This is a genomic window from Streptomyces sp. NPDC088116 (genome assembly GCF_044741745.1).
GTDB lineage: Bacteria > Actinomycetota > Actinomycetes > Streptomycetales > Streptomycetaceae > Streptomyces.
Genome location: NZ_JBIUTF010000004.1, coordinates 263,252 through 276,524, shown reverse-complemented (window position 1 = coordinate 276,524; position 13,273 = coordinate 263,252). Strand labels below are relative to the sequence as shown.

Below are 13,273 nucleotides of genomic sequence, written 5' to 3'. Positions count from 1 at the left end.
GCGGCCATGCGGTTCATGCAAGCCGACCGTGACACCTGCGACACCCTCCTGCCGGGACTGCGCGCCGAACTGGCCAAGCTGCCCCTGTCCGCGCTGGAGGCCGAGGACAGCCCGGCGATCGAGCTGTTCCGAGCCCACGGCGGACCGAACCTGCTGGTGCCCAAGGCGTACGGAGGGCTCGACGCCTCCGCGCTGGACGCCACCCGGGTGGTCCGGGTGCTGGGCTCCCTGGCGCCCTCGCTGGCCGTGGCGACAGCCATGCACCACTTCTCCATCGGCACGCTCTTCGGCATCGCGGATTCCTTCGGACAGGGCACCGACCTCAACGAGTTGCTGCTGAAGCGGGTCGCCGAGGAACGGCTGCTGGTCGCGTCCGGATTCGCCGAGGGACGCAGCGGCCAGGGCATCCTCAGCCCCACGATGGAGGCCGAGCCCGTCGACGGCGGCTACCTGCTGAACGGTTCGAAGAAGCCGTGCAGCCTGTCGAAGTCCATGGACCTGCTCACGGCGAGTGTGGGCATGCGGCAGCCGGACGGCTCGGTCGAGATGGGCTTCCTGCTGCTGCCCGCCGACACACCGGGCGTCAGTGTGCACCCGTTCTGGTCGAACTTCGCGCTGGCCGGCGCGGAGAGCAACGAGGTCCGGCTGACCGACGTGTTCGTCACCGACAACCAGATCCTCCAGCCGCCGGCCGATCTTCTGGACGACCTCAGCGAACTCCAGGAAGTCGGCCTGATCTGGTTCCAGATGATCGCTTCCGCCGCATACACCGGGCTGGTCAGCGCACTGGTCGGCCGGCTGCTGGAGCAGGGCAGGGGGAGTGCGTCCGACCGGGCCGCGGTCGCGGTACGGGTCGAGTCCGCGGCCCTGCTCGTCGAGGGCCTGGCCCGGCGGGTGATGGACGGTGACACGGGCAACGACGTGCTGGCCGCCGCGCTCGTGACCCGCTTCTCGGTCAAGGACCTGCTCGCCGACACGGTCAGGGACGCCGTCGAACTGCTCGGCGGAATGGCCTATGTGTCCTCCTCGGACGTCGCCTACCTGTCCGCGGCTTCCCACGCGCTCGCGTTCCACCCACCGTCCCGTACGAGCACGACCGACGGCCTGCTCGACTACTACGCCGGCAAACCGCTGGTCGTGGGCTAACCCCGTCGGAAGAGATGGGCCGACCCATCGGAAGAGAGATGGATGATGACCGCTCCCGTCGCTGACGTGGACCCGTACACCCAACTGGTCGACCGGTACCGGAAATACCTGAGCAAGGGCCGGGCATCGCTCGGCGAGATGTTCGGCGGGGATGTGGAGGCATCCTCGTCCGGAGCGTGGATCCACACCGCGGCCGGACGCAAGATCCTCAACTGCGGGGGATACGGCGTGTTCCTGATGGGTGCCCGGCACCCACGGGTCATCGCCGAGGTGGCCAGGCAGCTCGAGACCAACCCGATCGCCACCAGGCTGCTGCTGGAGCCGGAGGTGGTCGACGCCGCGGAGGCCCTCGTGTCGGTGGTGCCGGCCGGGTTGCAGAAGGTGCACTTCGCCTGCGGTGGCGCGGAGGCCGTCGAGGCCGCCATCAAACTGGCGCGCGCGCACGGCAAGCGCCATCTGGTCTCCATGGAGTCCGGCTATCACGGCAAGACCATGGGTGCGCTCAGTGTCACGGCCAAGGACACCTTCCAGACTCCGTTCCTGCCCTTGCTGCCCGATGTGTCGCGGGTGCCGTACGGCGATGCGGCCGGGCTCGAAGAGGTGCTGGCCCGGCACGAGGGCGAGGCATGCGTCATCGTCGAGCCGGTGCAGGGCGAGGCCGGTGTCATCATCCCGCCCGACGGCTACCTCCGGGATGTCGAGCGGCTGTGCCGTGAGTACGGGGCGTTCTTCGTGCTCGACGAGATCCAGACGGGCCTCGGCCGGCTCGGGCACTGGTGGGGTGCCGACCGTGAGGGTGTCACCCCCGATGTCCTGCTGGTGGGCAAGGGACTCAGCGGTGGTGTGGTGCCGGTGTCCGCGCTGGTGGCCTCTCCCAAAGCCTTCCGGCCCTTCGACAAGGACCCGTTCATCCACACGTCGACGTTCTCCGGCAACCCGCTCGCGATGGCCGCCGCGAAGGGCGCCATCGCCGCGCTCAAGGAGGACGGCCTGGTCGAACGGTCCGCGGTGCTGGGCGAGCAGCTGCGCACCGAGATCGAGCAGATCTCCAGGAAGGTGCTGGGGGACCGGGTGCGCGAGGTGCGCGGAGCCGGACTCCTCATCGGTATCGAGTTCACCGTGCCCGGCATGGCCGGCGACCTGCTGCTGGAACTGATCGGGGCGGGTGTGCTCGCCAACCACTCGCTGAACTCCTCGACCGTCATGCGGCTCACCCCACCGGCCGTACTCACCGACGACGACGTGCGGTTCCTGCTCGACGCCTTCGAGCGCGCGGCCCACGCAGTTCTCGCCTGAGCAGCCAGTACCCGCCCCCACGAAGGAGCCTGACCAGCCGTGCGAAGCATCCATCTCCGTGTAGACGTCGCCACTGCCGATCCCGCAGCGGCCTTCGAGACGATCACAGAATTCACCAGGTTCCCGGATCTGGCCAAGGACGTGCATGTCGTCGAGACCACCCCCGGTGACCCGCGGCACTCCGACTGGGAGGTCAACTTCCGGCGCGGCATCATGCGGTGGACCGAGTGGGAGACGATCGACCGCGAGCGTCTGCGTATCGAGTTCGACCAGACCGACGGGGACTTCGAGGAGTTCCGCGGCAGCTGGCAGCTCACCCCGGTCTCCGGGGGAGTCGAGGTCCACTTCGAGGTGACCTACGACTTCGGTATCGAAAGCCTGGTCGGGATCATGGATCCCATCGCCGAGCGCGTGATCAAGCGCGTCGTCTGCTCGGTGCTCGCCGCACTGTTCGTCGATGTCACGGTGCGTGAGGGCGGAGAGTCCTTGAACGACCTCGAGGGGCCCGCCTCGCAGCCGAATCCCCAACCCGTCGGAGGCAGCTGATGGATGCGCTCAACCACTTCGAGACGAAGACCACCTACCGGCTGCTCCGGCTGGAGTACCTGGTCGCCCTGGGCGTCAGTTTCTACTTCCTCTTCACCCACCTCGGCGACATCAACTGGTGGGCCTTCGCCCTGCTGTTCGTCTACATCGACGTGATCGGCTACATCCCCGGAGCCATCGCGTACCACCGCAGCAGCACCAAGCGGATACCGAAGGTCTACTACGTCCTCTACAACATCATGCACAGCCTGGCCACCCAGGCCGCGGTGGCGCTGGTGTGGGTGCTGGCGGGCGGGTCGAAGTGGGCGCTGCTGGCGCTGCCGATCCATCTGTGCGGTGACCGGGCCCTGTTCGGCAACTTCCTGAAGCCGTTCGGCCTCGGCTTCGAGCCGGTCGTGCATCCGGTCTTCGCCGAACTCCAGCGGGATGTCGAGGCGGCCGGCAGGGAGCAGGGGCCCGCCGCGGCCATTCCCGCGAAACAGCCCCTCGTCTCGTGACCACGGCCCTCAACAACCAGCAGGGGAAGGTCGCCGCCGAGGCGGTGTGGTCGGCGGCGCAGCGGTTCACCACCGGGGTCTCCGTGGTCACCGTGGGCACCGGGGAGGCGGTGCACGGCAGCACCACGAGCGCGTTCACCTTCATTTCCCGGGAGCCGCCGCTGGTCGCGGTGACCCTGCGACGGGACAGCCGGCTCCTGGCGCTGATCAAGAGCCACGCGGTCTTCGGGGTCAATGTGCTCTCCAGTCGGCAGGCCGGACTGGCCCGGCATTTCGCGAGCCGCAAGCGAGGCACCGGGACGGAGCAGTTCGAGGGGGTCGGCTGGGCCCCCGGGGACGGCGGGCTGCCCAGGCTGGCCGGCACCGTGTGCTGGCTGAACTGCACGGTTCAGCGGCACATCGAGTCGGGGGACCACGAGATCGTGCTGGCCGGTGTCAGTTCGGTGGACGAGGGTGACGGCGCCCCCTTGCTGTACTTCGCCGGAGCTCTTCACCCAGGAAGCATTCAGGACGAACAGGAGCGATCATGACGACGCACATTCCCCGCGAGGCGGACTGGGACCAGGCTCCAGGACTGCTCGAAGGGGCCATGGACCTCGAACTGACGGCCCAGCAGTGCAATCTGCGCTACTGGCTCCAGGCGGTGCCGCAGGGCACGCTGCGCGGCAGGCCCGACGGACACGACCCCGCGCTGAAGGTGGGGGAGCACATGAAGAAGGGGCCGTTCTTCGACGCGCTCACCCAGGAGTACTCCTTCCGGGCGCTGGCGGAGGAGAAGGCCACCCGGGTGCTGTCGTTCCTGGTGGCCAACGCGCCGGACAACGACACCATGGAGTTCTACTCCACCCAGCTGCTCGACGAGTGCCGGCATTCCATGATCTTCCGCAACCATCTGCTCTCGCTCGGGATCCCGGAGCACCGGCTGGTTCAGGCGGTGGACGAATTCGCCTCTCCCTACCGGGAGACGGTGCTGGTCCCGCTGGAGGACCGCTGCCTCGAAGTGATGCGTGACAACCGCGACTTCATCGGTGGCGTCGTGATGATGACCATCATCCTGGAGGGCGCTCTCGCGCCGGCCGCCGAACTGAGCGAACGCAAGTGGCGCCCCATCAACCCGGCCGCCGCCGAGATCGACAAGGGTGCGGGCATCGACGAGATCCGCCATCTGACGGTCGGCGCCGACGTCGGCCGACGGCATCTTCTGGCGCACCCCGAGGACAAGGACCGGGTCGTGGAGATGATCCGGGAGGGGATGAACATGTGGGACGAGCTGCCGACCCACCAGATGGTGTACGACCGCGAGGTCCGCTTCCAGGAGGGGCTGACCCAGTACGCCGACCTCGTCGGGGACTACGAGATCTGGCCCGGCCGGCGGCTCCTGGACACCACACCGCAGGAGCGGCAGGACACCGCCGATCAGTGGTCCGACGACATGAAGGAGAAGCGCCTGAAGTACATGGGCCTTGAGGAGGCGCTCGTATGAGTACGTCGCCCCCTGGGCAAGGCCCGGCGGCGGTCCTCGCCGGACTGGGTACCTGGCTCCCGCCGAAGGTGGTGAGCAATCACGAACTGGCCCGTGAGCTCGACACGTCGGACGAATGGATCCGGACCAGGACGGGCATCGGGCAGCGTCATGTCATCGAGCCGGGCAGCGCGACATCCTGGCTGGCGGTCGAGGCGGGACGCAGGGCCCTCAAGTCCGCCCAGTGCGACGAGGCCGGTGCCGTGGTGGTGGCCACGAGCACCCCGGACAGGCCCTGCCCGGCCACCGCCCCCGAGGTGGCCAGTCGTCTGGGCCTGTCCGGGATCCCCGCCTTCGACGTGGGCGCCGTCTGCGCGGGCTTCGTCTACGGGCTGGCCACGGGCGCCGGACTGATCAGCGCGGGCATCGCCGACAACGTCCTGGTCATCGGAGCCGACGCGTTCTCGACCATCCTCAACCCCGGTGACCGTACGACGCGGGCGATCTTCGGCGACGGCGCCGGTGCCGTGGTGCTGCGGCGCGGGGAGCACGACGAGCCGGGCGCGCTGGGGCCGTTCGACCTCGGCAGCGACGGGGAACTGTCCGATCTGATCATGATCCCCGCAGGCGGCTCACGGCAGCGGGCCACGGGTACGCCGGCCTCTCCCGCCGACCACTACTTCACGATGAGCGGCAAGCCGGTGTTCATGCAGGCCGTGCTGCGGATGACCGAGTCGGTCCACCGTGTGCTCGGGCAGGCGGGCTGGACGGTCGACGACATCGACCGGTTCGTGGGCCATCAGGCCAACTCCCGGATTCTCACCGCGCTGGCCGAACGGCTGGAACTCCCCGAGAACCGGATCGTGAGCAATATCGAGCGGGTGGGCAACACCGCGGCCGCCTCGATCCCGCTCGCCCTCGCCGACGGCGGGCTGCGGCCCGGCGAGCGGGTTCTGCTCACCTCGTTCGGCGGTGGCCTCGCCTGGGGATCCACCGTACTGCGCTGGCCGGATCTGATCCCGGGCTGACAAGCCGTCATCAATTTTTGAGAGCCGCGTGAACACGCGGACCACCACAAGGAGAATCTGATGAGTTCTGTTTCCGACCAGGTAGCCGAGTTGCTCGTCGCACGGTTCGGCGTGGGCGCCGACGAGGTACGGATCGATACCAGCATGCGTGACCTGGACCTCGACTCCCTCACGCTCGTCGAGTTCGCGCTCGTCGCGCAGCAGGAGTTCGGCGTGGACGTGGGCGAGGACGAGGTCGGCCTGGAGAACACCGTCCGGGAGATCGCCGAGCTGATCGACGGAAAGATCAGCAACAAGGCGGCGCTGAACTGATGGCCGGCCGCGATGACGGCCGCGACATCGCGGTGACCGGTCTCGGTCTGGTGACTCCCGCCGGTATCGGTGTCGAGGCGAACTGGGCCCGGGTGCGAGCCGCCGAGCCCACCGCCGCCGTCGATCCCGAACTGGCCGGCCTCATCGTGGACATCGACTGCCGGGCCGGCGAATTCGACGCCGACGCGGAACTGGGCAAGCGGCTGGCCTGGCGCCTGGACCGTTACGCGCAGCTCGCGCTCGTGGCCGCCAGAGAGGCGGTCAAGGACTCCGGTCTCGATCCGGACAGCTGGAACGGCGCCAGGGTCGGCGTGGTCCTGGGCAACGCCCTGGGCGGTACGGCCACCTACGAGCGGCAGACCGGGAACCTGCTGCAGGAGGGGCCCGGCGCGGTGTCACCGATGCTGGTCCCGATGGCGGCGGTCAACATGGTCTCCGGGTATGTCGCCATGGACTGCGGGGCGACCGGGCCCAATCTGGTCACGGCCACGGCGTGCGCGTCCGGTACCACCGCCATCGGTACCGCACGGGACCTGTTGCGCTCCGGCACGTGCGATGTGGTGATCACCGGCGGCACCGAGGCCAGCCTCTCCCCGGCGATCGTCACCGGATTCGCCAGGATGAAGGCGCTGTCACGGCGCACCGGCAACCCCGCGGCCGCCTCCCGGCCGTTCGACGCCGACCGTGACGGCTTCGTCATCGCCGAGGGCGCCGGCGTGCTGGTGCTGGAGCGGGTGGCCGACGCGCAGGCCCGCGGCGCCAGGGTCCGGGCCCGTATCAGTGGGTACGGAGCTTCGGCCGACGCCCATCACGCGACCGCTCCGGACCCGGAGGGCAAGGGAGCCGAGCGGGCGATCCGGGCCGCGCTGGCCGACGCGGGGGCGCTGCCGGACGAGGTCGATCACGTCAACGCTCACGGCACGTCGACTCCGCTCAACGACGTCATCGAGGCGCGGGTCCTGAACAGGGTGCTCGGCCAACGTGCCGCGGTGACGTCCGTCAAGGGCGTGACGGGGCACTCTCTCGGTGCCGCCGGGGCGATCGAAGCGGCCTGCACCGTACTGGCGGTCCAGGAGGGTCTGGTGCCGCCCACCGCGAACCTCGACAGTGTCGATCCTTCGATCGATATCGACGTGGTGGCGAAGATTCCCCGCATGCGCCGCATTGAAGTGGCGATGAGCAATTCCTTCGGTTTTGGTGGTCAGAACGCCGTATTGGTCGTCACCGAGGCGTGACTGCCGGTTCAGCCGGTTTCCGTCTGTTGGTGATGCGAATGAATGTGCCCAGGGTTGTGGCCCTGGGCACATTCACGTGTGGGGCGAGCCCGTGAGGCGACTCCACCCTGTCCCGGGTTACCGCCAGTCATCAGCGGTTTCTCAGAGTGTAGGCAAAACTGATGGGTCATCACATGCCGCTGAGCGTATACATCATGATGTGTCAATAGCCAAACGGGTAATGGACGTTGCTGCTTGCGTAGTGCAAGATCGGTTGTCTGGGAATTGCTTCATGATTGCTCCGGCGGGGGGTTGACAGGTACTTCTGTTTCTACTCGGCAGTATTTGTGCCGAGAGGTATGGAAATGGCTTAAGGGTAATTAAAGGAGCGGGGAGAGATGAAGTTTCAGATCCTGGGTTCCATGGGTACTGTCGTCGACGGCAGGGTGAAGGCTCTCGAGGGCACGCGTCAGCGTACGCTGCTCGCGCTCATGCTGATCAATCCGCAGAAAGTGGTCACCAAGGAGCAGTTCTTCGAAGAGGTCTGGGGGAATAAGCTGCCCAGCTCGCCCGGCAATGCATTACAAGCGGTCGTGGCCCGGGTGCGGAAGGCCCTCGCGGTCGAGTTCGGTGAGCAGTTCGCCCGTCAGCGGCTCGTCACCCACACGAACGGGTATGCGATGGATGTCGACCCGTGCGACATCGACGCCCACCTCTTCGGGCAGCTCGGCGCCGAGGCCGCGATCATGGCGCGGGCCGACCAGACGGCAGCTCGTGACCTGCTCGATCGTGCCCTGGAGCTGTGGCGGGGGCCCGCGTTGCAAGGGGTGACCGGCGGCCTCATCTGTGAGAGCGCCGCCGCGCAGTTCGAGGAGGACAGGCTGGCCGCCGTCGAGGCCCGGGTCCAGCTGAACATTGCCGTCGCCGGATACTCCTCCGTCATCAGTGAGTTGAAGAAGGTGGCGTTCCTCCATCCCTGGCGGGAGCGTTTGTTTGAACTCTTGATGATTTGCCTCTACAAGGTGGGCCGGCAGGCCGAAGCGGTGCAGGCGTACAACTACCTCCGCCGCCGGCTGGTCGAGGACTTCGGAATGGAACCGTCGCCGAACTTGCGGAAGTGCATGCTGGCCATACTTCACCAAGATCCCTCGCTCGGCAGCGTGGAACGAACCGTGGTGGGCCGTCAGCCGTTCCCCGCGCCGTCCTCGTTGCCGGCTCTGGCCTTTTGACGGTTGCTTCGACATCGTTATCGGCGGCCTCTGCGTGCCTTCCTCGGAAGCAATTCTGATATCGGCCTGATGAGCAACTGACGCCCCGGAAAGCGATACTGGACCGCCGAGCCGCGATGGTATGAACTCGGTCTACCGCCAAGAAACTGTGAGACTCTGTACGAGGAGCCACCATGCCGGATTCTGGTCGACCTGTTGCAACGGATAACTCCAGGGACATCTCCCCAGCGGAAATGAGCAAGATCCGTGATGTGCTCCTGCGATTCCCCGGAGTCGCGAGGGTGCGGCTCACGCACACCGGGGAGGGCCGACTGGAGGCCCACGTGCTCGGCTGGGACAAGCCGATGCTGTCCCCCGACACCGGCCCGTTCGCCGAACTGGCCAAGAACAACCCCGACGAGTTGCAGTTCCTGCACGACGAGATCTTCATAGCCGAGTCCTACCTCCAGGGCGGGATCGTGCTGCGTGAGGACGCGGTCGTCTTCGACGTCGGCGCGAACATCGGCATCTTCAGCCTGTTCGTCGGCGCCCGGTGCCCCTCGGCCGAGGTGTTCGCCTTCGAACCGGTCCCCGATGTCTTCACCCAGCTGCGGACCAACGTGGAGCGGCACGGTGTCTCCACCCGGCTGTTCGAGATCGGACTGTCCGACCGCGAGCAGCAGGTCACCTTCAACTTCTACCCGGATCTCTCCATCATGTCCTGCCGGTCCGACTACGCCGACCTGGACAACGAGACCGAACTGGTCAAGAAGTACGTGGCGAACGCGCGGGAGACCGGTCCGGACGGCCGCGACGAGCACCTGGCCAGGGTGGCGTCCCTGGTGGACAAGGACTTCGATCTGTCCGAGCGGCGCTGCCAGTTGCGCCGGCTGTCCGCGGTGATCGACGAGGCCGGGGTGACATGCGTCGATCTGCTGAAGATCGATGTCCAGCGCTCCGAACTGGACGTGCTGAAGGGTCTCGACGACCGGCACTGGGCGCTGGTGCGCCAGATCGTCATGGAGGTGCACGACGAAGTCGGTACCCCGACCGAGGGCCGCGTCGAGGAGGTCAGGGCCCTGCTGATGAAGCACGGCTTCGAGATCGCCGACACCGAGGTCGATCTGCTGCGGGGCGCCGGACGCTACACCGTCCAGGCGGTGCGTCCGGGCTACGAGAACGACCCGCGGCCGGTGATCGCCAGTGTGGGGTCCGGCAAGGAACTGGACGAGGCGACGCTGCGCGACTGGCTGGCCGACCGGTTGCCCGAGCATCTGGTGCCGCGACGGATCACTCTGGTCGACATGCTGCCGTCCGTGGACTGACCATCCGCGGGGCTACGAAGACCGGTCCGGCGGAGGGCGATCCGCCGGACCGGTCTTCGTGGCGCGACGCGTGGTGCGCTCTCTCCACGGTGTGCTCGCAGCGAAGAGGTGTTCCGAAGTCCCGTATGTTCGCGGATGCCGAAATGCCCTCGTAGCGAAGCTACGAGGGCATCCCGGTGGTGGTGATCGCGCCTATGTGCCGGACAGGGCCGAAGGGCTGTCGGCCGACTCCTCCAGCGCGGCGTCCAGCGCCCACAGCGCTTTGTCGGCCGCGTCGATGGCAGCGGGGTCCTCGGAGGCGCCGGCCATCGCGAAGAAGGCCTCGCACAGGTGCGCCTGGGCCTGTGCCACATGCTCGGGAGCTGTCATCGGTTGTCCTCCGATCGGACGGGCGTCGGACAGGCGGTGGCGGGAGCCCGGAGGGGCTCCCCTCAGATGGCGTTCGCCGCCTTGAACACATGCAGGAGTCCGCCGAGTTGGGCGGGCCCCTGGAAGGCGATGTACTCCGGCAGGATCGCGTGCGGAGCCCACTTGAGCTTGTACGCGAGCTGGCTCTGCGCCGGGTACACCGCGCTCCCGTTCTCCCAGAGCCAGTGCGTGAACCAGCTGAACGCCCTGCTCGCGCCGGCGACTTCCCTGTCCGGACTGAGGCTGGTGAACGGGGTGAAGCCGAAGTGGAGCCACTCGGCGCCCTCCGACTGGAAGGTCTCGATCGCGGTCTTGTTGATCGCTTCCATGATGCCCGGGACGTCATCGGGCTGCCGGCGGCTCAGATCGTGCATCCATCCGGGGCGGCTGCCGTAGGCGGGGGTGTACGAGATGTACCCGGCCGCCTTTCCGTCGAGCAGGCCGATGAACAGCCTGCGATGGGCCTGCACCGCGCCGCCGCACTCGCCGACGAGGAACTCCAGCGGCTTGACGTGGTCTCCCTTGCCGGCCAGCCATGCCGTGTCCACGGCACCGACCGCGTCGGACCACTCGTCCAGACCGGCTTCGACCACGGTGAGTCCGGCGCGGGCCGCACGGGCCGTCTTGTTGCGCAGCTGCATGAATTTGGTGCCGCGCAGAGTGAACCGCGCGAGGTCGATCGCGTACGAGCCACCCACCTGATTCACCGTGAAGCCGTGCTCGCTGTAAAGATCGGTCTCGGAACGCTGGACCTGAATCGACACCACGGTGCGATTCTGCGAGGCCGCGAACCCAAGGAATTCCTTGAGCAGTTCTGGTGCGGCGTCCGCAGGGGCGAAGGGGCCGCCGAACTGAATCAGGTAGGGCCCGGACGTACGATAGATGATCACGCCGGGTGCGTCCGCGACCGAGAAGTAGGAATTCCCGCTGCTGAGAGCGAGGAATCCGCTGGGATTGTCCCCGTAGGTCGATATCGCGTGCCGGACCGATTCGAGATCAATAGTGGAAGTCGTCATCGCGCACACTCTCATGAGACGAGATGGCTCATTGTCTGGCGGAGAGGGCAGGATTCGAACCTGCGAAGGCCATAAGACCCGACCGGAACGTGAGTTCCGGTCCCCGATCGGCCACTCCGGGCACCTCTCCATTTGTTCGGTGCGGTTTCCCGCTGCCGAACAAGAACAACAATGCCAGACGGATCTGACCTATCGATGACGTGGCGCTGACGCGGCCGGGGACGCGCCTGGCGCCGTCGGCCGGGGCGCCCGCGGGGACGCTCCGGCCGAGTGCCTGATCCAGGGACGGGCCCTGGTCACAGCCGCTTGAGGCCGGCGTACTGGAGCGCGGCGAAGCCGCCCACCACCAGGGCCTGAAGGACGATCCAGACCGTGCCGATACCGGTCGGGTCCAGGACGCCGGAGGCCGCTACCACCAGACTGAGCACGAACCAGAGCCCGTTGGCGGCGATGACCGCCGTCAGCCCCATGCGGTTGATCTCCTGCCGGGTGCCGACGGCCAGCACACCCAGCGCGTACAGGACGAGGAACGCTCCGACCGGGTACTGGACCGCGGTGGCGAAGCCGAAGAAGGAGTCGAGGATGGTGGCGAGCGCCAGATAGGCGATGCCGTTGAGGCCGGTGACCAGCGAGTCCACCTTGAGAGCCAGGCGGGCCAGACCGTCGGACGCGGACGCCCCCGCGGATGCGGCCGACCCGGAATACTGCGTCGAAGCCACTGTCGTCTTCCTCTCGTACGTCAAGGGAGTTGCCTGGATGCGGGAGGGGCCCGCTCCGGTGCCGGAACCGCCGGCCCCCGACGCACCGTAGGCGGACCCGATGGACCGTCACAATTACCTTCGAGGTAATCACCGTGTGCTGTCGAAGGCCGTCCGAACAGCAGAGAACCCAGGCTCGCCTGCCGGCCGGCCTGGGTGGTCGCTCTGCGGAGCGGGGCGTCGGGCGGTCTCAGCCCGTCGCCTCCGACGGCGCCCTGTGCCAGTTGAGGACACCCGTCCGGGGCTGTCCCTGGACGGTGGAGGTGCCCCGCAGGGTCAGCCGGTCCGAGTGGAGTTCGGCATCGCGGATCTGCTCGGAGCCGATCCACTCGAAGGTGGGGGAGACCTGGATGGTGTGTACGGTCTGGTCCCCCTTCAGACGCCAGGTCCCCGCGTACCCCATGTAGTCACGGGACTCGGGCGTCGGCGCTGTTCCCGAAGTCCGCATGACGTTCACCGATATATGGCCGTCCTCGGTGTAGATGAGCATCCCGCTGGGATTCTGGCCCAACGGTCCTTCGAGCTGGACTCCGGCCTCGTCGAGTTCGTAGAAAGAGGTGAGTGTCCACACTCCCACCAGATCTGCCGCGATCATATCTGTCGGCCTCCGAATGGCTGTTGATCGGATGCGGATGTCATCGGAAGTAGATGTCCGAGGAGACTACCTCAGCGGTGATCCGGAGAGGAACCCGAATGTGCGGGTGCCGGGGCGGATTTGAGTGCGGCAGGTGGGGCGATTCGGAGGAAAGCAAACGTGATTGCGTGACCGTCGGGCATTTCGGCACGGAAGACTTCGCCACGGCTGTTGAGATGTGCCGCGGACTCTTTGCCGACCGCGCGGACGGCCATTGACAATTGATCAGGATGGATGGATTCTCGCAGTCGCGACCGCCGGAGCCACACACCTCACGCCGGTGAACGCTCCCGGCGGGCGGCCCTTCGCGCGGCCCGCCGGTCCGCCGCGCCCCCTCGGTCCCAGGACTCTTCCCCCCCCCGACCGGCCGCGGCTTCCCGCGGTCGGTCGACCGCCGGACCACCCCCCCCTCATCGATTCGGA

General features: G+C 67.4%; 15 protein-coding genes and 1 tRNA gene. 11 read left to right on the top strand and 5 right to left on the bottom strand.

The features are described from left to right. Positions 1-6 precede the first annotated feature (6 nt). From ACIOJD_RS18200 to ACIOJD_RS18150, 11 genes are all read left to right on the top strand, one after another. Entirely contained in the window at positions 7-1,146 is a 1,140-nt protein-coding gene (locus tag ACIOJD_RS18200; RefSeq protein ID WP_401914421.1) for an acyl-CoA dehydrogenase family protein, read from the top strand. 45 nt (positions 1,147-1,191) lie between these two features. After that, on the top strand, positions 1,192-2,442 hold the full coding sequence (locus ACIOJD_RS18195; protein ID WP_401915514.1) for an aspartate aminotransferase family protein: 1,251 nt from the start codon (positions 1,192-1,194) through the stop codon (positions 2,440-2,442). A 39-nt stretch (positions 2,443-2,481) separates the two neighbouring features. Next, complete coding sequence (locus tag ACIOJD_RS18190) at positions 2,482-2,988, top strand: type II toxin-antitoxin system RatA family toxin (RefSeq protein ID WP_401914419.1); 507 nt, start codon at positions 2,482-2,484, stop codon at positions 2,986-2,988. Beyond that, positions 2,988-3,485, top strand: coding sequence for a hypothetical protein (locus ACIOJD_RS18185; RefSeq protein ID WP_401914416.1), 498 nt, complete (start codon positions 2,988-2,990; stop codon positions 3,483-3,485). Before ACIOJD_RS18190 ends, ACIOJD_RS18185 begins: the two co-directional genes overlap by 1 nt. Further along, positions 3,482-4,015 (top strand): flavin reductase family protein, encoded by a 534-nt coding sequence (locus ACIOJD_RS18180; protein WP_401914414.1) that lies wholly within the window; start codon positions 3,482-3,484, stop codon positions 4,013-4,015. Before ACIOJD_RS18185 ends, ACIOJD_RS18180 begins: the two co-directional genes overlap by 4 nt. Continuing rightward, positions 4,012-4,968, top strand: coding sequence for a VlmB-like protein (locus ACIOJD_RS18175; protein WP_401914412.1), 957 nt, complete (start codon positions 4,012-4,014; stop codon positions 4,966-4,968). Before ACIOJD_RS18180 ends, ACIOJD_RS18175 begins: the two co-directional genes overlap by 4 nt. Further along, entirely contained in the window at positions 4,965-5,975 is a 1,011-nt protein-coding gene (locus tag ACIOJD_RS18170) for a beta-ketoacyl-ACP synthase III (protein ID WP_401914410.1), read from the top strand. The genes ACIOJD_RS18175 and ACIOJD_RS18170 overlap by 4 nt, the downstream gene beginning before the upstream one ends. 60 nt (positions 5,976-6,035) lie before the next feature. Continuing rightward, positions 6,036-6,287: an acyl carrier protein gene (locus tag ACIOJD_RS18165; protein WP_401914407.1), complete on the top strand. Its 252-nt coding sequence runs from the start codon at positions 6,036-6,038 to the stop codon at positions 6,285-6,287. Continuing rightward, the gene (locus ACIOJD_RS18160) at positions 6,287-7,522 is read left to right on the top strand and encodes a beta-ketoacyl-[acyl-carrier-protein] synthase family protein (RefSeq protein ID WP_401914404.1); all 1,236 of its coding nucleotides are present in this window, start codon (positions 6,287-6,289) and stop codon (positions 7,520-7,522) included. The genes ACIOJD_RS18165 and ACIOJD_RS18160 overlap by 1 nt, the downstream gene beginning before the upstream one ends. A 377-nt stretch (positions 7,523-7,899) precedes the next feature. Next, entirely contained in the window at positions 7,900-8,730 is an 831-nt protein-coding gene (locus tag ACIOJD_RS18155) for a BTAD domain-containing putative transcriptional regulator (RefSeq protein ID WP_401914401.1), read from the top strand. 233 nt (positions 8,731-8,963) lie between these two features. Next, on the top strand, positions 8,964-10,034 hold the full coding sequence (locus ACIOJD_RS18150; protein ID WP_401914398.1) for an FkbM family methyltransferase: 1,071 nt from the start codon (positions 8,964-8,966) through the stop codon (positions 10,032-10,034). 192 nt (positions 10,035-10,226) lie between these two features. On the opposite strand, the gene ACIOJD_RS18145 is transcribed toward ACIOJD_RS18150, so the two are convergent. The 5 genes from ACIOJD_RS18145 to ACIOJD_RS18125 form a co-directional block, all read right to left on the bottom strand. Beyond that, complete coding sequence (locus tag ACIOJD_RS18145) at positions 10,227-10,403, bottom strand: ABC transporter ATP-binding protein (RefSeq protein WP_401914396.1); 177 nt, start codon at positions 10,401-10,403, stop codon at positions 10,227-10,229. Between the two features lie 62 nt (positions 10,404-10,465). Continuing rightward, positions 10,466-11,458, bottom strand: a complete 993-nt coding sequence (locus ACIOJD_RS18140; protein WP_401914394.1) for a bifunctional lysylphosphatidylglycerol flippase/synthetase MprF — start codon at positions 11,456-11,458, stop codon at positions 10,466-10,468. 36 nt (positions 11,459-11,494) lie between these two features. Then, positions 11,495-11,588, bottom strand: a tRNA-Val gene (locus ACIOJD_RS18135). 166 nt (positions 11,589-11,754) lie between these two features. Beyond that, positions 11,755-12,177: a hypothetical protein gene (locus tag ACIOJD_RS18130; RefSeq protein ID WP_401914391.1), complete on the bottom strand. Its 423-nt coding sequence runs from the start codon at positions 12,175-12,177 to the stop codon at positions 11,755-11,757. Between the two features lie 229 nt (positions 12,178-12,406). Further along, complete coding sequence (locus tag ACIOJD_RS18125) at positions 12,407-12,811, bottom strand: lipocalin-like domain-containing protein (protein ID WP_401914389.1); 405 nt, start codon at positions 12,809-12,811, stop codon at positions 12,407-12,409. Positions 12,812-13,273 lie beyond the last annotated feature (462 nt).

What these genes read in the sequence shown, in the direction of transcription:
- ACIOJD_RS18200 (WP_401914421.1), top strand. Translation starts at nt 7, where the DNA reads ATGCGGTTCATGCAAGCCGACCGTGACACCTGCGACACCCTCCTGCCG.
- ACIOJD_RS18155 (WP_401914401.1), top strand. Translation starts at nt 7,900, where the DNA reads ATGAAGTTTCAGATCCTGGGTTCCATGGGTACTGTCGTCGACGGCAGG.
- ACIOJD_RS18170 (WP_401914410.1), top strand. Translation starts at nt 4,965, where the DNA reads ATGAGTACGTCGCCCCCTGGGCAAGGCCCGGCGGCGGTCCTCGCCGGA.
- ACIOJD_RS18145 (WP_401914396.1), bottom strand. Translation starts at nt 10,403, where the DNA reads ATGACAGCTCCCGAGCATGTGGCACAGGCCCAGGCGCACCTGTGCGAG.
- ACIOJD_RS18125 (WP_401914389.1), bottom strand. Translation starts at nt 12,811, where the DNA reads ATGATCGCGGCAGATCTGGTGGGAGTGTGGACACTCACCTCTTTCTAC.
- ACIOJD_RS18150 (WP_401914398.1), top strand. Translation starts at nt 8,964, where the DNA reads ATGAGCAAGATCCGTGATGTGCTCCTGCGATTCCCCGGAGTCGCGAGG.
- ACIOJD_RS18175 (WP_401914412.1), top strand. Translation starts at nt 4,012, where the DNA reads ATGACGACGCACATTCCCCGCGAGGCGGACTGGGACCAGGCTCCAGGA.
- ACIOJD_RS18160 (WP_401914404.1), top strand. Translation starts at nt 6,287, where the DNA reads ATGGCCGGCCGCGATGACGGCCGCGACATCGCGGTGACCGGTCTCGGT.
- ACIOJD_RS18140 (WP_401914394.1), bottom strand. Translation starts at nt 11,458, where the DNA reads ATGACGACTTCCACTATTGATCTCGAATCGGTCCGGCACGCGATATCG.
- ACIOJD_RS18185 (WP_401914416.1), top strand. Translation starts at nt 2,988, where the DNA reads ATGGATGCGCTCAACCACTTCGAGACGAAGACCACCTACCGGCTGCTC.
- ACIOJD_RS18195 (WP_401915514.1), top strand. Translation starts at nt 1,192, where the DNA reads ATGACCGCTCCCGTCGCTGACGTGGACCCGTACACCCAACTGGTCGAC.
- ACIOJD_RS18165 (WP_401914407.1), top strand. Translation starts at nt 6,036, where the DNA reads ATGAGTTCTGTTTCCGACCAGGTAGCCGAGTTGCTCGTCGCACGGTTC.